This is a genomic window from Sphingopyxis sp. (genome assembly GCF_040216815.1).
Lineage (GTDB): Bacteria > Pseudomonadota > Alphaproteobacteria > Sphingomonadales > Sphingomonadaceae > Sphingopyxis.
The window spans coordinates 1-16,457 of the sequence record NZ_JAVJOJ010000004.1 but is presented as its reverse complement, the minus strand read 5'-3'; the positions used below and the strand labels follow the sequence as shown (position 1 = coordinate 16,457).

Genomic DNA, 16,457 nt, shown 5'->3' with positions numbered 1-16,457 from the left:
CCCAAAATCCTGGTTCGCGCGCCTCCCCCCAAAAAAGGCTTTCCTACACGTTCGCTTTATGTTCCAAGCTGGCGGATGAGCCACTTCGCCCCCATCGCCGCGCCCGACGCGGCCATCGCCCCTTCCCCCGAAACCGCACTCGACGCGCACGGGCATGATCCCGCCGCCTACGACTGGGTGCCGGTGCTCAAGAAACGCCGCAAGGACGGCTGGTCGCCCGACAAGCAGCGCGCCTTTATCGAGGTGCTCGCCGACTGCGGGTCGGTCATCACCGCGGCGCAGCGCGTCGGCATGTCCGAAGCCTCCGCCTATCGCCTCCGCCGCTCGCCGGGCGCCGAGGCGTTCGACCGCGCCTGGTCCGCCGCGATCGATGCGGCGTCCAAAAAATTGCTCGACGCCGCGTTCGAGCGCGCGCTCGTCGGCAGCGACGAGCCGGTGTTCGACCGCGAGGGGCGCCGCGTGGGTCGCCGCCTGCGCCAGAGCGACCGGCTGCTGATGTTCCTGCTGCGCGCCTATGCGCCCGACCGGTTCGGCGAGTGCGGCGCGGCGCCCGCGCCCGCCCCCACCCCCGTCGCCGAGGCGCTGCTCCGGCTTCACCCCGCGCCGCCCGCCGCGCCCGCGGCGCTGATGGCGCCGGGCGATCTCGCGATAGCGCTCGACATCGCCGATCAGTGCGATGGCGAACTGCCGCCCTGGCACCGCGAAGACCGCGACGATCCCCATGCGATCCCCGTCGCCCCGCCCCCCGTCCCCGCGTGGCTCGACAAGATAAAGGACGTGGCGGACGACGAGGCTGGCTTTCGCTGATTCTTGGCCGAAACGCGCCGTTCATTGGGCTGACTTTTACTGACCTTTGGACCGCGCCCCCCCTCAATGCACCGTCACCGCCTCCAGCCGGCCGCCTACGCGCGCGGCCGCGAACATCACCCCGTCGCGCACCGCCTCGGGCGTATCGTCCAGCATATAGAGCTTCGCGAGTTCGCGCGTGACCTCGCTGTCGTCGTCGACGACCAGCCGCACCGAATGCAGCCCCAGATTGCCGCGCGCCACCACGACGCCGCGCACCAGCGTCAGCGGCCAGCGCGCGCTCGCGCCGCGATACAGCGTCGCGCCGTCGTGGCGGAGGTAATCGTGCCGCCGCCGCCACAGGCCGATCATATAGGCCCACACGCCCAGCACCGCGGCGATGCCCATCAGCTCCAGCGGCTGCGCGAACATCATGTTCCACATCGCGGTCGCGGGGTCGCCGCCCCAGTCGAGCCGCGCCGCGAGCACGCCAAGCAGCACCGCACACGCAAATTGCCACCCCACCAGCGGCGCCGCGCGCAGCCGGCCGACCACCACCATCGTCCGCTCCCCGTTCGTCATCGCCGCCTAGATAGGGCCGCGCGCGCGCCCGCGCCACCCCGCAACACCCCCGCGTCGCGCCGGTCCCGCGCTTTGACTTGGGCGCAACCGTCCGAAGCGGGGCGTGGCCGCGACGGGCGGTTGGCACCGACTCGCGCGGCCATGCTATGCTGTCTGCTGAAAGGAGAAAGCCCATGCAGGCCGTAACCGAAGGCGACCGCCGCAAGGAGGTTCGCATACTCTTGAGCCAGATTCAGGCGCATCCCGAACGCGACTGGACCGCGGCGCGGCGCCGCATCGCCACGCTCAACAAGCTGATCACCGGCGCGTCGGCGCCGCGCCCGCACTGACGCGCAGCGCCGCCGAAGGGGTGGCCTATTCGGCTTCCTCGAACAGCTCGATCGCGTTCGCGGCAGTGGCCGACAGGCGCACCGTATCGCCCTCGACCGCGGCGACCAGCCCTGCGGGCAGGTAATGATGCTTGCCGTCGACGCTGTCGGCCCTGGTCAATTTGATGCGTTCGCCGTCGAGATGATCGACCGTTCCGACATGGACGCCATCGGCGCCGATGACGGCCATATGCTCCTTGACTGCGCTATGGTCGTGTTCGGCCATCTTTCGTCTCCTTGTTGCCCGGAAGCGAGCCTATCGACAATAGCCCGGCGCGCGAGTCGGCTCCATGACAGGCGGCGAAGCGCCCGAAAATCATGGCCGCTGCCGGCGCGCCGTCCGGCGGATCAAGCCGCGGCGGCGAGCAGTTTCTTTTCGATCACGCGGATGAAGACGTCGGCGTCCTGCGCCCCCGGAACCAGCATCTGTCCGCCAAGGACGAACGCCGGCACCCCGGTGATGTTGCGGTCGACCCACCAGGCCTCTTCGGCACGGACCATCTCGCCGAACTCGTCCGACGCCAGGATCGCCGCGGCACGATCGCGGTCGAGCCCGACCGAGCCCGCGACATCGACGAGCACCTCTGCGTCGCTCACATCGCGATTGTCGGTGAAATGCGCCGCGAACAACGCCAGCTTGAGCGCGGTCTGAATCCCCGTCGCCGCCGCTTGGTCGGGCGCCTCGCTCGCTCCGGCCCAGGTCAGCAGCCGGTGCGCGTCGAAGCTGTTGCGCATCCTGAAATCGGGCCCGCGGTTGAAGGCAAAGCCCAACTCGCCCGCGACGTTGGCGAGCCGCTCGCTATTCGCGCGGCTCTGCTCGGCACTGATGCCATATTTGCGCATGACATGCGCGGCGGCATCCTCGCCCTCGGGCGGCATGTCGGGGTTGAGCTCGAATGGATGCCACTGGACGCGAAACTCGAGTCGCCCCTTAAAATGATCGATCACCTGCCGGAACTTCAGCCAGCCGATGATGCACCACGGGCACATCACGTCGGACACGATATCGACGCTCAGGCGCGGCACGCCGGGTTCGCTCACCATATTGCTCCTGCCGGCGCCGACGGCGGCCAGCGCGTTCAATCGCCCGATCGGCGACCCTTGCCCGTTCGCCGGTCGCCCTTGCGGCGCTCCGGCCCCTTGAAATCGGGATCGTCGGCGACGCGGCGATCGCCTTTTCGCCGGTCCGACTTCGCCCGCTCGTTGTCATCATCTGCCATGCGCTTCGCCCCCATTTTTTCGAAAACAGAAGCGACCCGGCACCCATAGTTCATAAAATGGGAAAAATGACAAGTTTGCGCCGCAAAGGCGCGCGTCAAAGCCGCGCTTCGAGCCGCGCCAGCATATGCTGCACCGGCGTCACCGCGGGCGCGTCCCATCCGGCTTCCAGCAGCGCGATACGTTCGAACAGCCGTTCGCTCGCAGCGATGACGCGGCAGAGCGAGTCGTCGAACGCGGCGCAAATGCTCCAGTCGGCAGCCACCGGATCGCCGATCCGCGCCGCGCTGTCGTTTGGTCCCGCGCCCGGATCGCCCGCCAGCATCGCGCGGCGGTGGAGCAGCCAGGCGATGCTATGCATCAGCCGCGTCGTCGTTTTCAGCGATTCGCACGCCAGCGACACCTGCGCCAGCGCGTCGCCGTGCAGCGCGCTTCCCGCGGCACGGCCAAGGTCGCGCTGCGCCGCAAAGGCCGCGTGCGCTTCATCGGCGAGCAGCATCGCCTCGACATAGAGATTTTCGACCTGCGCGCGCTGCACGGGCCTGCCCAGCGCCGCCATATCTGCTCGTTCACCCGCCATGTCCGGGAGATGCCACGCAGCGCGCCCATCGGGCAATGGCGCTAACCATGAAATCTGGCGCGGCGGCTGTCCCGCTTTGAGTCGGATGGTCAGGCGATGATATCGGGCAGCAACTGGTCCTCGCACCACGCGATTTCGTCGCGCAATTTGAGCTTGCGTTTCTTGAGCCGTGCGAGCTGCAACTGATCGGCAACCGTCGCGCTCGCGAGCGCGATGATCGCCGTATCGAGGTCGCGATGCTCGATGCGGAGCAGTTCGAGGCGCTGGCTGATCTCTTCGGGGCTCACCCCCGCATCCCTGCCACGTTCACCATTGGTCCGCAACGGGGACCGACTGACCGAATCGTCACGACATCGCGCCCGATTCGTGATTTACTTGGTCTTGCCCATCGAGTCGAAAAGGAGAATGCCAATGAGCACGTCGCACCTTTCCACCCTGAAGTCCCGCCATGCGGAACTCGATGCGAAAATTGCGAACGAAGAACGCCGCCCCGCCCCCGATACGGGTATGCTGGCGCAGCTCAAGAAGCAGAAGCTGAAACTCAAGGAAGAAATGCTCGCGATCGGATGATCGCCAGCCCTGTCGCCGGCCGATGCCCCCTCTCAGCAGGACGCATCAGCGCCGGCGATAGACGGGGCCCCCTATCGCGCCCGTGCGCCGCAGATGCGCCGGCAGATCGGACGGCGCGGCCACCTGACGGCGGACCGCCTGCGGATCGATCGACCGCTCGAATGCGATACCGAACTTGTCCTCGCCAACCCATATCACGCGCCCCGCGACGACGCCGACGTTGCGTAGCTCGACCGCCACCGCCGCTCCCTGCTCGACCGCCAGCTTGGCCTCGGCGAGCATCCCGCCGGGCGACAGGTTGCGCACACGCACCGTTACAGGTTCGGGCCGCCCGCCGAGCGTCAATGCGGCCTGCATGAACAGGCTGTCGCGGTCAGCGCTGCGCGACAGCGCCGCGACCTCCTCGTCCACCGTTGCCGGCCGTTGCGAATCCATATTGCGCCCCATTTCCGTGTCTTTGCGGCACGGAATCTAGGGGGCCGTAGTTGCCGAATCGTAAATGAAGCGCGCGAAAGCGCGATCAATCCTCGCGCGAAATCCGCTCGTTACGCTCGTGGCGCTCCTGCGCTTCCAGCGTCATTGTGGCGATCGGCCGCGCCTGGAGCCGCGCGAGCGAAATCGGCTCGCCCGTCACGGCGCAATAGCCATATTCGCCCTCGTCGATCCGGCGAATCGCCGAATCGATCTTGGCGATCAGCTTGCGCTGACGGTCACGCGTTCTCAGTTCGATCGCCCAGTCGGTCTCGCTCGACGCGCGGTCGGCAAGGTCGGGTTCGCGCAGCGGACCGTCCTGAAGGTGCGCGAGCGTCGATTCGGCTTCGGACAGGATCGACTTTTTCCACGCGATGAGCAGGCCGCGGAAATATTCCTGCTGCCGCTCATTCATAAACTCTTCGTCGTCGCTGGGGACATAGTCCGAATCGAGATTGGATCTGGCTTCGCGAAGCGCGTCAGCGCCAACATCGGCAATCTTGGTCGGCATGAGGAGCTCTCGTGTCCTTTCCTGTCACCCGTTTGCCGCAAAGCGACCGAGGGAGTGGCGCGCCTATAACCAGCCGCTTACGCCGATACAAGCACCGAAGCCCCAGATAGTGAAATGGCGTGAAGCGACGATGAACCGGCGGCGATTCCCGGACCCTTTGCACATCCACCGCCACGGTGCATCTGCGGCCATTCGGGGCCGAACTTTAACCAATTGCATAGAATCATTGCATTTTACGTTTCATTTTGGGACATATATGGCGATTTTGATTGATTTCGCGCCCGGTTTCCCACTGTCGGACAAGCAAACGCGGTTAACGCGATTGCGGCGTTCACAAAGCTTTGGCCTTTCTGCTGCATAGCGAAAGGTGAAGGAGGGTGCCGGGTCGTTGGCGCTTCGCACCTGCAACGGGAAAGAGAGAAAATCTATGTCTGTCCGGATGGCCCTCGCCAAACTTTGCGCGTGCACCTGCGGCGGCGCGATTATCGGCAGCGGCGCGATGCAGGTCGCCGACGTTCCGGCGGCCCGTGCGCAGACGGCCAAATGCTCGCCCTGCACCGGCAAGAAGGTGGTGCGCAAGCGCCATGCCGCGCGCAAGCCCGTGAAGCGCGTGCGCCGCGTCGTGACCACCAAGAAGGTGATCCGCACCGCGACCCCGCAGCAGCAGGTGGTGACGCAGACGATCCCCCTGCCGCCGATCCCCTATGCACCCTTCCCACAGGCCGGCTGGGAAGGCGGCGGCGGTAGCGGGGGCGGCGTGACCGTGATCGGCGGCGGCTTTGGCGGCGGTTTCGGCGGCGGGTTTTTCGGCGGCTTTTTCGGCGGCAGTTCGGGCGGCAGCAGCGGCAGCATCGTCGTGACCTCGACGACCACCGGCGGACTCAGCACGACCAGCAGCTCCACCTCGGGCGGCGTATCGACCTCGACCGGCGGCGTCAGCACCTCAACGTCGACGGGTGGCGTTTCGACCTCAACCGGCGGTGTATCAACCTCAACCTCCACCGGCGGCATCAGCTCGACGACCTCGACGGGCGGTGTTTCGACGTCGACCGGCGGCGTTTCGACATCCACGGGCGGTGTGAGCACATCGACCGGCGGGGTCAGCACTTCGACGGGTGGGGTTTCGACCTCGACCGGCGGCGTCAGCACCTCCTCTTCGAGCAGCAGCTCGTCGTCGAGCTCCTCTTCGTCCTCATCCTCTTCCAGCTCGTCCTCCTCGGGCGGCAGTTCGTCGAAAGGCGGATCGTCGCACGGCAGTTCGAGCTGGGGCGGGTCCACCGGTTCGAGCGGCAGCTCGGGCGGCTCGAGCAGCAGCTCTTCGGGCGGATCGGGCAGTTCATCGTCAAGCAGCAGTTCTTCTTCGTCCTCCTCTTCGTCGAGCAGCACGTCGAGCGGCGCAACCTCGTCGGGCGCAACGGGCGGCAGCAGCAGCTGGGGTTCGACCGGCAGCACCGGCTCGTCGTCCTCGTCGAGCAGCAGCTCGTCGTCGAGTTCATCCAGCTCTTCGTCTTCGAGTTCCTCCTCGTCGAGCTCGGGCGGCAGCACCAGCAGTTCGTCAGGCGACCCGACCCCCGTTCCCGCTCCGCCGATGCTGCTCCTGTTCGGCGCCGCCGCCGCCGCGCTGGTCGCGCGCCGCCGCGCGGCGAACCGCAACGGCAAGGACGCCGACGCAGCCTGATCCGTATCCACTGGGGGCCGGGTGTGCCAACCCGCGCCACCGAACTGAGGGCCGCTCTTCGGAGCGGCCCTTTTTTGCGCGCGCCGCGCCCGTGCAACGGGGTTGCGCGCGCCGGGCGGGGACGTCATAGCGCGTGGCCATGCATGACATCCGCCTGATCCGCGACAATCCCCAAGCCTTCGACGCCGGCCTCGCACGCCGCGGTCTCGCGCCCCTGTCCGACGACATCCTCGCCGCCGACGCCGCGCTCCGCGCGCTGCAGACCGAGATCCAGGCCGCCCTCGCCCGCCGCAACGAAGCCTCGAAGCTGATCGGACAGGCGATGGCGCAGGGCGACAGGAACACGGCCGAAGCCTTGAAGGCCGAGGTCGCCGAGCTGAAAGCCACTCTCCCCGCCAGAGAAGAGGAAGAACGCGCACAGCTCGGGGCGCTTCAGGACAGGCTGGCCGCGCTCCCCAACCTGCCCGCCGACGATGTGCCCGACGGCGCGGACGAGGAGGGCAATGTCGAAATATCGCGCTGGGGTACGCCGCGAACATTCGACTTTGAACCGCAGGAACATGCCGACTTCGCCCCGGCGCTCGGGCTCGATTTCGAAACCGCGGCGAAAATGTCGGGCGCGCGCTTTGCCTTCCTCAAAGGCCCGATGGCGCGCCTCGAACGCGCGCTCGGTCAGTTCATGCTCGACAAGCAGACGGTCGAGGCGGGCTACCGCGAATGCGCGACGCCGTTGCTGGTCCGCGACGACGCCGCTTTCGGGACGACGCAGCTCCCGAAGTTCCGCGAAGATCTGTTCCAGACGACCGACGGCATGTGGCTGATCTCGACTTCCGAAATGAGCCTGACCAACGCGGTGCGCGAGGAGATACTTGCCGAGGCCGACCTGCCGGTCCGCATGACCGCGCTCACCCCCTGTTTTCGGTCGGAGGCCGGGTCGGCGGGGCGCGACACGCGCGGCTATATCCGCCAGCATCAATTCTGGAAGGTCGAACTCGTCTCGATCACCCGGCCGGAGGACAGCGACGCCGAACTCGAACGCAAGACGCGCGCCGCGGAAAGCATCCTCGAAGCGCTCGATCTGCCCTATCGCAAGATGCTGCTGTGCGCAGGCGACATGGGTTTTGCTGCGCGCAAGACCTATGACCTTGAAGTCTGGTTGCCCGGCCAGAACGCCTATCGCGAGATTTCGAGCTGTTCGAACTGCGGCGACTTCCAGGCGCGCCGCATGAACACGCGCTTCCGGCGCGAGGGCGCCAAGGGCAACGAGTTCGTCCACACGCTGAACGGCTCGGGCCTCGCGGTCGGGCGCACGCTCGTCGCGATCCTCGAAAACTACCAGCAGGCCGACGGCAGCGTCGATATTCCCGCGGCGCTCCACCCCTATATGGGCGGGATCACGAAACTTACACCTTTGGACTGACAAGGTTAAGCTGACCTCATTTTCCCGTTCGTGTCGAGCGAAGTCGAGACACCCCGCGGCCTTGCGCCATTCCGATGGGCATCTCGACTTCGCTCGATGCGAACGGAACCGAGAAAGAGAAAATAATGCGCATCCTCCTCACCAACGACGACGGCTATCACGCCCCCGGCATGGCGGTACTCGAAGCCATCGCACGCCAGCTTTCCGACGACATCTGGGTCTGTGCTCCCGCCGAGGAACAGTCGGGCGCCGGCCATTCGCTTACCCTGTCGCGCCCCGTGCGTATCCGTCAGCACGGCGAGCGCCGCTGGTCGTGCAGCGGCACACCGACCGATTCGGTGATGATGGCGATCGGCAAGCTGATGCCCGAAAGGCCCGACCTCATCCTGTCGGGCGTCAATCGCGGCGCGAACCTGGGTGACGACATCACCTATTCGGGGACTGTCTCGGCGGCGATCGAGGGGGCGCTTGCGGGCATCCGCGCCATCGCGCTCAGCCAAGTCTATGCGCGCGAGGGCATGGGCGACAGCGTGCCCTTCGAAGCCGCCGAGCAATGGGGCGCCAAGGTGCTCGCGCCGTTGCTTGCCATGGACATGGCGCCGCGCACGCTGATCAACATCAATTTTCCCGCGATCCCGGCAGCCGAAGTCCAGGGCATCCGCGTCACGCGGCAGGGGTTTCACGACTATGGCCGCGGCTCGATCGTCGAGGGCACCGATCCCCGCGGCTATCCCTATTACTGGTTCGGCCTGCACGGGATCGAACACAGCCTGGGCCACGACAGCGACCTTGAAGCGATCGACGACCGCTTCATCTCGGTCACGCCGCTCCAGCTCGACCTGACGCACGATCCATCGCTCGCCGTGCTGCGCGCCGCCTATGCCGGCTAGCCTTCGCCGCGCGGCTTTGGCACAAGGGCTGCGATGAGCAAAAGGCCCTCCTCCCGGCTGCATGTGCAGAGCGGTTTTCACCTGCTCAAACGGGCAAGCAAATGGCCGATCTGGGCCGATGTTGTCACGCGGCTGGGCATCGCCTTCGCGCTCATCGGCATCGTCGTGCTGGTCCACTGGATCGACCGGGACGGGCTGATCGACCATTATGACGGCCACATCAGCTTCCTCGACGTCGTCTATTTCACGATGATTTCGGTCACGACGACGGGATTCGGCGACATCGCCCCCACATCGGACCGCTCGCGACTGATCGAGGCGGTGATCGTGACGCCGATCCGCATTGCGGTACTCTTCATCTTTGTCGGCACCGCCTATAATTTCGTTATCAAACGCACATGGGAAAAATGGCGCATGGCCCGCATTCAGTCCAAGCTCACCAATCACATTGTCGTCCTCGGCTATGGCGTCAGCGGCGCCGAGGCGGTGCGCGAGCTGATCGAGCGCGGCACCGACCCCTCGTGCATCGTCGTCATCGACCAGTCGTCGGCGCGCATCAACGCCGCCGAGGCGGCGGGATGCAATGTGCTTGTCGGCGATGCCTCGAACGACGAAACGCTGGTCGACGTGCGCGTGGCAGAGGCGCAGTCGGTGCTCGTGTCGGCAGGGCGCGACGACACCTCGATCCTGATCGTGCTCACGGTCCGCCACCTGGCGCCGCGCGTGCCGATCAGCGTCGTCATCCGCGCGCAGGACAATGAGCTGCTCGCGCGGCAGGCGGGTGCGAACAATGTCATCAACCCGGTCAATTTCACCGGCCTGTTGCTGGCGGGATCGGCGCAGGGCGCGCACGTCGCCGATTATATGGCCGACCTCGCCAGCATCGGCGGCCGCGTCCAGCTTCGCGAACGGCAGGTCGCGGCCCAGGAAATCGGGCGCAGCATCGACGAACTGGCGAGCGGCGGGCGCGGACTGCGCATCTATCGCGCCGGCACGCCCTACGGCTTTTGGGAGCCGCAGGCGCAGCGGCTCGAACGCGGCGACTTCATCGTCGAGGTCGTTCGCAGCGAGGATAGCGAAACGGAGGCGCCCGCCGCCTGACGGCGTGCCCCTGCGATCAGCCCAGAAGCACGAAGATCGCGCCCATCGCCGCGTAAAAGAGCAGCCAGTAACCGGCGTCGATCGCGAACAGCCGGACGCTGCCGCGGCTGAACAGATAGTTGGTGCCGATCGCCGGGACGATAAAGCCGAGCGCGATGCCGATCGAAATCATCATCGTCGATCGCGCGCTCATCTCGCCGAAATGGGCAAGGAGATGCCCCAGGAAAATCGCCGACACGATGCTGAAGGCAAGGGCGGCGCCATAGATCAATGCAAAATTGCCTTGCTTCAGCTCCTCTTCGGTGAAGCCACGTTCCTTCATCCACGCCTTGCCGAACAACGGCCCGTACCAGATGCCGCCCACCGCAAAGCCTGCCATCGCCGCGACGATGATTGCGATCCAGCTCAAATTTGCCATTGGAACCTCCCCATATTTTCTGCCCGTCTTCCATAGGCCTTCCTCTGCCGGGGCGGCAATCGGGATCGTGTCCCTTCTCGATTGGCTGCCGCTTCGTCGGCCGCCGCGCTGCCCGCGTGACAAGTGCCGCAAAATCGCCTATGGCGCCGCCGATCATGACAGTCAAAACGCTCCCCACCCAGCCGAAGGTCGGCATGGTTTCGCTCGGCTGCCCGAAGGCACTGGTCGACAGCGAACGGATCCTGACCAAGCTCCGCGCCGACGGCTATGGCCTCTCGCCCGACTATGCGGGGGCCGACGTCGTGCTCGTCAACACCTGCGGCTTCCTCGATTCGGCGAAGGAGGAAAGCCTTGAGGCGATCGGCGAGGCGATGGCCGAGAACGGCCGCGTCATCGTCACCGGATGCATGGGCAACGAGGCGGAGGCGATCCGCGCGCGCTTTCCCGATGTGCTCGCCGTCACCGGCGCGCATCAATATGAACAGGTGGTGGAAGCGGTCCACGACGCCGCGCCGCCGACGCAAGGGCCTTTCGTCGATCTGGTGCCCGAAGGCGGGCTGAAACTGACCCCCCGGCACTATAGCTATCTCAAGATCTCCGAAGGCTGCAACCATAGCTGCGCCTTCTGCATCATCCCCGATCTGCGCGGAAAACTGGTGTCGCGCCGCGTCGATGCGGTGCTGCGCGAGGCCGAAAAGCTGGTTGCGGCCGGGACGAAGGAATTGCTCGTCATCAGCCAGGATACTTCGGCTTATGGCGTTGATATCCGGCACGATGTCCGCGAATGGAAGGGCCGCGAAGTGCGCGCGCACATGACCGACCTTGCGCGCGAACTGGGGCAATTGAGGACGGGCGAAGGCCGCGCGCCGTGGGTCCGCCTCCACTATGTCTATCCCTATCCGCATGTCGATGCGGTGATCCCGCTGATGGCCGACGGGCTGCTCACCCCCTATCTCGACATCCCCTTTCAGCACGCAAGCCCCAGGGTGCTTAAGCGCATGAAGCGCCCCGCGAACGAAGCCAAGGTGCTCGACCGGCTCAAGAATTGGCGCGCGATGGCACCCGACATCGCGATCCGCTCCAGCTTCGTCGTCGGCTTTCCGGGCGAGACCGAAGAGGATTTCCAATATCTCCTCGACTGGCTCGACGAGGCGCAACTCGACCGCGTCGGCGCCTTCCGCTTCGAACCCGTTGCGGGTGCGCAGGCGAATGCCCTGCCCGATCCGGTGCCCGAAGAGGTGAAGGAAGAGCGTTTCCAGCGCATCATGGCGAAAACCGCCGCGATCAGCGCCGCCAAGCTGGCCGCAAAGGTCGGCCGCAGCATCCCGGTCATCATCGACGAGGTCGGCGAAGCGGACGAAGAAGGCAGCATCGGCGCCACTGGCCGCAGCCAGGCCGACGCGCCCGAAATCGACGGCCACGTCTATCTGCGCGATGTCGCCGCCACGCTGAAGGCCGGCGATATCGTCGACGTGCTTGTCGAGGACGCCGACGAGCACGACCTGTTCGGCGCCGTCGCGCCCTGACGTCTCAGAACAGCCGCGTCAGACTATAGAAAAGCGCCGCCACTACGGCGCTCGCCGGGATGGTGATGAACCAGGCGGCGATGACGTTGCCCGCGACGCCCCAGCGCACGGCGCTCGCCCGCCGCGCGACGCCGGCGCCGATGATGCTGCCCGTGATCGTATGCGTCGTCGATACGGGGATGCCGAGCAGGCTGGCGGTGAATACCATGATCGACCCGCCGGTCGAGGCGGCAAAGCCCTGATGGTGCGACAGCTTGGTAATCCGACCGCCCATCGTTTCGATGATTTTCCACCCGCCCGACAGCGTGCCGAGCGCGATCGCGACATAGCAGGCAAAGGCGACCCAGTGCGGCACATGGAAATCGCCCGACAGATAGCCGGTCGAATAGAGCAGCACGGCGATGATCCCCATCGTCTTTTGCGCATCATTGAGGCCATGGCTCAGCGAATAGGCTGCCGATGAAAAGAGGTGGAGATATCGAAAGGTCGATTCGGCGGCTTTCGCCGTCGCGCGGTGCAACGCCCAGCTGCTCACCAGCATCACCAGCATCGCAAGGAACATGCCGAGCATCGGCGACAGGAAGATCGCAACGACCGTCTTGTTAAGCCCGGTCCACTGGATGCCTTCGAACCCCGCGTGCGCGACCCCCGCGCCGACGATCCCGCCGACGAGCGCGTGGCTCGACGAAGAGGGGATACCTTTCAGCCAGGTAACGATGTTCCAGAACATCGCGCCGATCAGCGCGCCGAACACCACCGCAGGCGTCACCAGATCCTTGTCGATCAGTCCGGCACCGATCGTTTCGGCGACCTTGTGGAGCGCCGGAAAGGCAAGGCTCAGGAAATAGGCGGCGAAGTTGAAAAACGCCGCGAAGAGTACGGCCTGTACGGGCTTGAGCAGCCGCGTCGCGACCACCGTTGCGATACTGTTCGCCGCGTCGTGCAGCCCGTTGAGGAAATCGAATGCCAGCGCCAGAATGACGAGGCCGACGAGAAGCGGTAGAGCGAGTTCGTACATGGAAGACGCCCCCGCTTATGCGTGGTCGATGACGAGACCGTCGATTTCGTTTGCGACATCCTCGAAACTGTCGGTCACGCGCTCAAGGTGACGGAACAGCTCGCGCGCGATCAGGAAGCGTGTGGGATTCGCCTCCCCATGTTCGCGGAACAGGCGTTTCAGTCCTGCCGCGTGAATCTCGTCGGCATGGCCCTCCATCCGCACCAGCCGCTCGGTCAGTTCGTGGAGCCGCGGGCCGTTGGCGCCGATATTGCGCAGCAACGGCAGCGCTTCCGCCGTCAAGCGTGCCGCATCGACGATGATGCCGGCAATGTCGCGCATTTCGGGTTCGAACTCGGTGACGTCATAAAGGTCGACCGCGCCGGCGGTCTTCTGCATCTCGTCGATCGCGTCATCCATCGAGGCGATCAGGTCGGTGATCGCGCTGCGGTCGAACGGCGTCAAAAAGGTGCGGCGGACGGTCTGGAGCACTTCGCGCGTAATCGCGTCGGCATCATGTTCACGCTCGATGATTTCCTGGACGTGATCCTTCATGCCCTCGCCGCCCTGCAGCATCCGCGACAAGGCGTTCGCGCCGGCCACGAGCGTCGCGGCGTGGCTTTCAAACAGCTCGAAGAAATTTCCCTGGCGCGGCAACAAGCGCTGGAACCATGCGAACATCCGGCTTACCCCTGTCTTGTCGCTCATATTCTGGACCACGTCGCGCGGCTGCGCGACCGCACGGAAACCGCCGTCGCCAAAGGATCGGATCAGCGCCTGCAAATCGGCCTCGTCGACCGCGGCGGCGGCGTCGCGGAACGAAAACCATTGGCGCTCGCGCTCGTCCATTTCCTTCCACTCGTGAAGCTCGTTGGTGACGGCGAGCGGAAAGACCTCGACATGATACATGATCGACGCGCCGTTCGCGCGGCGCTTGCGATATTCATAACTACCGATCGGCGTCGGGCAGACGGCGCCGATCACGCCCGCCTCCTCTTCCGCCTCGATCGCGGCGGCCGCGTGGCGCTCCATCCCGGTCAGTGGATTGCCCTTGGGGATCACCCAGCGCTTCGTCTCGCGCGAGGTGATCAGCAGGATTTCGGTCGGCCCATCCTGCGCGGGGCCGCCGAATCGATAGGGAAGGACGGCGATCTGACGCATTAGGCTCCATCCTTTCCATGGGTTAGCGCGGCGGGCGGGCCGAACGGTGACAAACGGGTTTCGCGCCTATGACATTTTTGTGACAGCCACAAGCCGGGCTGCGCATGGGCGCGCCGGTTTCCGTAAACGTCAATTCGATTGCAAAATGCAACGCGGTGCGTAAGCTGCCTGCAAAAGACGACTGGGAGATGACATGATGACGAACACGGCGGGTTCCGTGGATCAGGATGTACTGATCGTCGGCGCGGGCATTTCGGGGATCGGCATGGCGGTCCATCTCCAGATGAACTGTCCCGATCGAAGCTTCGCGCTTGTCGAACGGCGGGCGCAACTTGGCGGCACCTGGGATCTTTTCCGCTATCCCGGCATCCGTTCCGACAGCGACATGCACACGCTGGGTTTCATCTTCGAGCCGTGGAAGCACGAAAAATCGATCGCCGACGGCCCCGCGATCCTTGAATATCTGAACCGCATCGTCGACGAGCGCCATATCCGCGAGCATATCCGCTTCGACCGCAAGGTGGTCGGTGCCGATTGGGATAGCGCAGCCGCGCGCTGGACCGTGACGATGGAGGACAGTCACGGAAAGGTCTCGACGACCACCGCGCGCTGGCTCTACCTCGGTTCGGGCTATTACGACTATGACGAGCCCTTCGACGCCGGGTTCGCCGGGCGCGAGGATTTTGAGGGACAGATTATCCACCCGCAATTCTGGCCAAAGGATCTTGATTACAAGGACAAGAAGGTCGTGGTGATCGGATCGGGCGCCACCGCGGTGACAATCGTTCCGTCCATGCGCGAAGCCACCCATGTCACGATGCTCCAGCGCACCCCCACCTGGTATTTCATCCGCCCGGCAAAGGACGCGTTCGCCAATTTTTTGCGCAAGATCCTGCCCGAAAAGCTGGCGTACAAGATCACGCGCTTCAAAAATGTGCGCCTGCAGGACCTCGCCTTCCGCCGCGCGCGCGAAAAGCCGGAGAAGGTCAAGGAGTTCCTGACCAAGAAGCTGAAAGCAAGCCTCGGCGACCGATATGATGCCGAAGCCTTCACGCCGCCCTATAATCCGTGGGAACAGCGGCTCTGCCTTGTCCCCGACGCCGACTTCTTTGAAGCGATGAAGGCCGGCAAGGCGTCGGTCGTAACCGATCATATCGAGCGGTTCGATGCACGGGGCATCCAGCTCAAATCGGGCAAGCACCTCGATGCCGACATCATCATCACCGCAACGGGGCTCAAGCTCGCGGTGGCGGGCAAGATCCCGGTTCGCGTCGACGGCGCCCCCGTCAATTGGCACGACCATTTCTATTACAAGGCGTGCATGTTCTCGAACGTCCCCAATTTCTCGGCGGTGTTCGGGTATTTGAACGCCAGCTGGACGCTGCGCGCCGACATCGTTTCGGAATATGTCTGCCGCGTCCTCAACCACATGAAAGCGACGGATACCGACGTCGCGACCCCGGTGCTTGCCGATCCGTCGAGCCTGGAAGAAGAAAATGTCTTCGACTTCTCGTCCGGCTATATCCAGCGATCGCTGCATATCATGCCAAAGAGTACGGCGTCGCTGCCGTGGCGCCTCAGTCAGAATTATGTCCAGGACCGGATCGACATGCGCACGGGCGCGATCGACGACGGCGTTTTGACCTTTAGCCATGCGAGGGCAAAGGCGGCGGCGGCGACCCCGGCGGAACTCGAGGCCGCCGAATAAGGATTATCCGACGCGATCGGGCTTTCCCTTCGTCGAGCCTTTGGCGAAATCCTCAAGCTGCTCTTCGGTCATGCTTTCGGCCATCTCTTTCGATGCGCCTTTGAGTTTCGACTTCGGCGTGTCGCCGCGCTTGGCGCTGAGCGCAGCGCCAGCGGCTTTCTGCTGCGCTTTCGATTTGGCTGGCATGGTCTTTCTCCTTTGCCGCCCCGCTAGGGTCAGGACCCATTAATTCCACGCTCGAGGCGTCGAAATGGCGAAGATATCGGGCCTTTGCGGGTGCCGCGGGTAGCATTGCTACCCGCAAGGCCGCGAAGGTTCGATATCGAAGCCATTTCGGCGTCCCCCCAGGTAAGCGAGAGGGGGGATTTGATCGATTTTGTCCATTGCTTCGTTGGAAAGTCTTGAAATATCGACATATCCCTTCGCCTTTCCGCCTCGCACTGAACAAAATCGCTTCAAACCTCGAGCGTGG

General features: G+C 64.9%; 22 protein-coding genes. 8 read left to right on the top strand and 14 right to left on the bottom strand.

Features of this window, described 5'->3' with window-relative positions:
- The first annotated feature begins 75 nt into the window (after positions 1 to 75).
- Complete coding sequence (locus RIA72_RS03865; RefSeq protein WP_350031055.1) at positions 76 to 807, top strand: hypothetical protein; 732 nt, start codon at positions 76 to 78, stop codon at positions 805 to 807.
- 63 nt (positions 808 to 870) lie between these two features.
- Here the strand turns inward: RIA72_RS03865 and RIA72_RS03860 are convergent, their stop codons facing one another.
- Entirely contained in the window at positions 871 to 1,368 is a 498-nt protein-coding gene (locus tag RIA72_RS03860) for a hypothetical protein (protein ID WP_350031054.1), read from the bottom strand.
- Between the two features lie 173 nt (positions 1,369 to 1,541).
- On the opposite strand from RIA72_RS03860, the gene RIA72_RS03855 reads away from it, so the two are divergent.
- Positions 1,542 to 1,697, top strand: coding sequence for a hypothetical protein (locus RIA72_RS03855; RefSeq protein ID WP_350031053.1), 156 nt, complete (start codon positions 1,542 to 1,544; stop codon positions 1,695 to 1,697).
- 25 nt (positions 1,698 to 1,722) lie between these two features.
- Here the strand turns inward: RIA72_RS03855 and RIA72_RS03850 are convergent, their stop codons facing one another.
- From RIA72_RS03850 to RIA72_RS03830, 5 genes are all read right to left on the bottom strand, one after another.
- Positions 1,723 to 1,962, bottom strand: a complete 240-nt coding sequence (locus RIA72_RS03850; RefSeq protein WP_350031052.1) for a DUF2171 domain-containing protein — start codon at positions 1,960 to 1,962, stop codon at positions 1,723 to 1,725.
- A gap of 122 nt (positions 1,963 to 2,084) precedes the next feature.
- Positions 2,085 to 2,777, bottom strand: a complete 693-nt coding sequence (locus RIA72_RS03845) for a DsbA family oxidoreductase (RefSeq protein WP_502957932.1) — start codon at positions 2,775 to 2,777, stop codon at positions 2,085 to 2,087.
- Between the two features lie 38 nt (positions 2,778 to 2,815).
- Positions 2,816 to 2,956: a hypothetical protein gene (locus RIA72_RS03840; protein ID WP_350031050.1), complete on the bottom strand. Its 141-nt coding sequence runs from the start codon at positions 2,954 to 2,956 to the stop codon at positions 2,816 to 2,818.
- A gap of 95 nt (positions 2,957 to 3,051) precedes the next feature.
- On the bottom strand, positions 3,052 to 3,513 hold the full coding sequence (locus RIA72_RS03835) for a DUF1465 family protein (protein ID WP_350031049.1): 462 nt from the start codon (positions 3,511 to 3,513) through the stop codon (positions 3,052 to 3,054).
- A gap of 110 nt (positions 3,514 to 3,623) precedes the next feature.
- Positions 3,624 to 3,821, bottom strand: a complete 198-nt coding sequence (locus RIA72_RS03830) for a YdcH family protein (protein ID WP_350031048.1) — start codon at positions 3,819 to 3,821, stop codon at positions 3,624 to 3,626.
- A 124-nt stretch (positions 3,822 to 3,945) separates the two neighbouring features.
- On the opposite strand from RIA72_RS03830, the gene RIA72_RS03825 reads away from it, so the two are divergent.
- Entirely contained in the window at positions 3,946 to 4,104 is a 159-nt protein-coding gene (locus tag RIA72_RS03825; protein ID WP_350031047.1) for a DUF465 domain-containing protein, read from the top strand.
- 45 nt (positions 4,105 to 4,149) lie between these two features.
- On the opposite strand, the gene RIA72_RS03820 is transcribed toward RIA72_RS03825, so the two are convergent.
- From RIA72_RS03820 to RIA72_RS03805, 4 genes are all read right to left on the bottom strand, one after another.
- Complete coding sequence (locus RIA72_RS03820) at positions 4,150 to 4,539, bottom strand: PilZ domain-containing protein (RefSeq protein WP_350031046.1); 390 nt, start codon at positions 4,537 to 4,539, stop codon at positions 4,150 to 4,152.
- 85 nt (positions 4,540 to 4,624) lie between these two features.
- Positions 4,625 to 5,086: an RNA polymerase-binding protein DksA gene (gene dksA, locus RIA72_RS03815; protein ID WP_350031045.1), complete on the bottom strand. Its 462-nt coding sequence runs from the start codon at positions 5,084 to 5,086 to the stop codon at positions 4,625 to 4,627.
- 240 nt (positions 5,087 to 5,326) lie between these two features.
- Positions 5,327 to 5,734 carry a hypothetical protein gene (locus tag RIA72_RS03810; RefSeq protein WP_350031044.1) on the bottom strand — a complete coding sequence of 136 codons (408 nt, stop codon included), beginning with the start codon at positions 5,732 to 5,734 and terminating at the stop codon, positions 5,327 to 5,329.
- Positions 5,735 to 5,788: 54 nt separating this feature from the next.
- A complete protein-coding gene (locus RIA72_RS03805; protein ID WP_350031043.1) occupies positions 5,789 to 6,775 on the bottom strand; it encodes a hypothetical protein in 987 nt (328 codons plus the stop codon).
- Positions 6,776 to 6,903: 128 nt separating this feature from the next.
- On the opposite strand from RIA72_RS03805, the gene serS reads away from it, so the two are divergent.
- From serS to RIA72_RS03790, 3 genes are all read left to right on the top strand, one after another.
- Entirely contained in the window at positions 6,904 to 8,184 is a 1,281-nt protein-coding gene (gene serS, locus RIA72_RS03800; protein WP_350031042.1) for a serine--tRNA ligase, read from the top strand.
- Between the two features lie 125 nt (positions 8,185 to 8,309).
- On the top strand, positions 8,310 to 9,074 hold the full coding sequence (surE, locus tag RIA72_RS03795; protein ID WP_350031041.1) for a 5'/3'-nucleotidase SurE: 765 nt from the start codon (positions 8,310 to 8,312) through the stop codon (positions 9,072 to 9,074).
- A 33-nt stretch (positions 9,075 to 9,107) separates the two neighbouring features.
- Positions 9,108 to 10,175 carry a potassium channel family protein gene (locus RIA72_RS03790; RefSeq protein WP_350031040.1) on the top strand — a complete coding sequence of 356 codons (1,068 nt, stop codon included), beginning with the start codon at positions 9,108 to 9,110 and terminating at the stop codon, positions 10,173 to 10,175.
- 16 nt (positions 10,176 to 10,191) lie between these two features.
- Here the strand turns inward: RIA72_RS03790 and RIA72_RS03785 are convergent, their stop codons facing one another.
- Positions 10,192 to 10,593, bottom strand: coding sequence for a DUF1761 domain-containing protein (locus RIA72_RS03785; RefSeq protein ID WP_350031039.1), 402 nt, complete (start codon positions 10,591 to 10,593; stop codon positions 10,192 to 10,194).
- Between the two features lie 155 nt (positions 10,594 to 10,748).
- Here RIA72_RS03785 and rimO point away from each other — a divergent pair, with 155 nt between their 5' ends.
- Positions 10,749 to 12,119, top strand: coding sequence for a 30S ribosomal protein S12 methylthiotransferase RimO (gene rimO, locus RIA72_RS03780; RefSeq protein WP_350031038.1), 1,371 nt, complete (start codon positions 10,749 to 10,751; stop codon positions 12,117 to 12,119).
- A 4-nt stretch (positions 12,120 to 12,123) separates the two neighbouring features.
- Here rimO and RIA72_RS03775 read toward each other — a convergent pair whose 3' ends face one another.
- Together RIA72_RS03775 and RIA72_RS03770 are read right to left on the bottom strand one after the other, a co-directional pair.
- Positions 12,124 to 13,137: an inorganic phosphate transporter gene (locus tag RIA72_RS03775; RefSeq protein ID WP_350031037.1), complete on the bottom strand. Its 1,014-nt coding sequence runs from the start codon at positions 13,135 to 13,137 to the stop codon at positions 12,124 to 12,126.
- Between the two features lie 15 nt (positions 13,138 to 13,152).
- Positions 13,153 to 14,277, bottom strand: coding sequence for a DUF47 family protein (locus tag RIA72_RS03770; protein ID WP_350031036.1), 1,125 nt, complete (start codon positions 14,275 to 14,277; stop codon positions 13,153 to 13,155).
- 193 nt (positions 14,278 to 14,470) lie between these two features.
- Between RIA72_RS03770 and RIA72_RS03765 the strand changes: the two genes are divergently transcribed.
- The gene (locus RIA72_RS03765) at positions 14,471 to 15,985 is read left to right on the top strand and encodes a flavin-containing monooxygenase (protein WP_350031035.1); all 1,515 of its coding nucleotides are present in this window, start codon (positions 14,471 to 14,473) and stop codon (positions 15,983 to 15,985) included.
- A gap of 3 nt (positions 15,986 to 15,988) precedes the next feature.
- Here RIA72_RS03765 and RIA72_RS03760 read toward each other — a convergent pair whose 3' ends face one another.
- A complete protein-coding gene (locus RIA72_RS03760) occupies positions 15,989 to 16,171 on the bottom strand; it encodes a DUF3008 family protein (RefSeq protein ID WP_350031034.1) in 183 nt (60 codons plus the stop codon).
- Positions 16,172 to 16,457 lie beyond the last annotated feature (286 nt).

Coding starts and splice junctions, on each gene's coding strand:
- RIA72_RS03865 (WP_350031055.1), top strand. CDS start 76: ATGAGCCACTTCGCCCCCATCGCCGCGCCCGACGCGGCCATCGCCCCT.
- RIA72_RS03860 (WP_350031054.1), bottom strand. CDS start 1,368: ATGACGAACGGGGAGCGGACGATGGTGGTGGTCGGCCGGCTGCGCGCG.
- RIA72_RS03855 (WP_350031053.1), top strand. CDS start 1,542: ATGCAGGCCGTAACCGAAGGCGACCGCCGCAAGGAGGTTCGCATACTC.
- RIA72_RS03850 (WP_350031052.1), bottom strand. CDS start 1,962: ATGGCCGAACACGACCATAGCGCAGTCAAGGAGCATATGGCCGTCATC.
- RIA72_RS03840 (WP_350031050.1), bottom strand. CDS start 2,956: ATGGCAGATGATGACAACGAGCGGGCGAAGTCGGACCGGCGAAAAGGC.
- RIA72_RS03835 (WP_350031049.1), bottom strand. CDS start 3,513: ATGGCGGCGCTGGGCAGGCCCGTGCAGCGCGCGCAGGTCGAAAATCTC.
- RIA72_RS03825 (WP_350031047.1), top strand. CDS start 3,946: ATGAGCACGTCGCACCTTTCCACCCTGAAGTCCCGCCATGCGGAACTC.
- RIA72_RS03820 (WP_350031046.1), bottom strand. CDS start 4,539: ATGGATTCGCAACGGCCGGCAACGGTGGACGAGGAGGTCGCGGCGCTG.
- dksA (WP_350031045.1), bottom strand. CDS start 5,086: ATGCCGACCAAGATTGCCGATGTTGGCGCTGACGCGCTTCGCGAAGCC.
- serS (WP_350031042.1), top strand. CDS start 6,904: ATGCATGACATCCGCCTGATCCGCGACAATCCCCAAGCCTTCGACGCC.
- surE (WP_350031041.1), top strand. CDS start 8,310: ATGCGCATCCTCCTCACCAACGACGACGGCTATCACGCCCCCGGCATG.
- RIA72_RS03790 (WP_350031040.1), top strand. CDS start 9,108: ATGAGCAAAAGGCCCTCCTCCCGGCTGCATGTGCAGAGCGGTTTTCAC.
- RIA72_RS03785 (WP_350031039.1), bottom strand. CDS start 10,593: ATGGCAAATTTGAGCTGGATCGCAATCATCGTCGCGGCGATGGCAGGC.
- rimO (WP_350031038.1), top strand. CDS start 10,749: ATGACAGTCAAAACGCTCCCCACCCAGCCGAAGGTCGGCATGGTTTCG.
- RIA72_RS03775 (WP_350031037.1), bottom strand. CDS start 13,137: ATGTACGAACTCGCTCTACCGCTTCTCGTCGGCCTCGTCATTCTGGCG.
- RIA72_RS03770 (WP_350031036.1), bottom strand. CDS start 14,277: ATGCGTCAGATCGCCGTCCTTCCCTATCGATTCGGCGGCCCCGCGCAG.
- RIA72_RS03765 (WP_350031035.1), top strand. CDS start 14,471: ATGATGACGAACACGGCGGGTTCCGTGGATCAGGATGTACTGATCGTC.
- RIA72_RS03760 (WP_350031034.1), bottom strand. CDS start 16,171: ATGCCAGCCAAATCGAAAGCGCAGCAGAAAGCCGCTGGCGCTGCGCTC.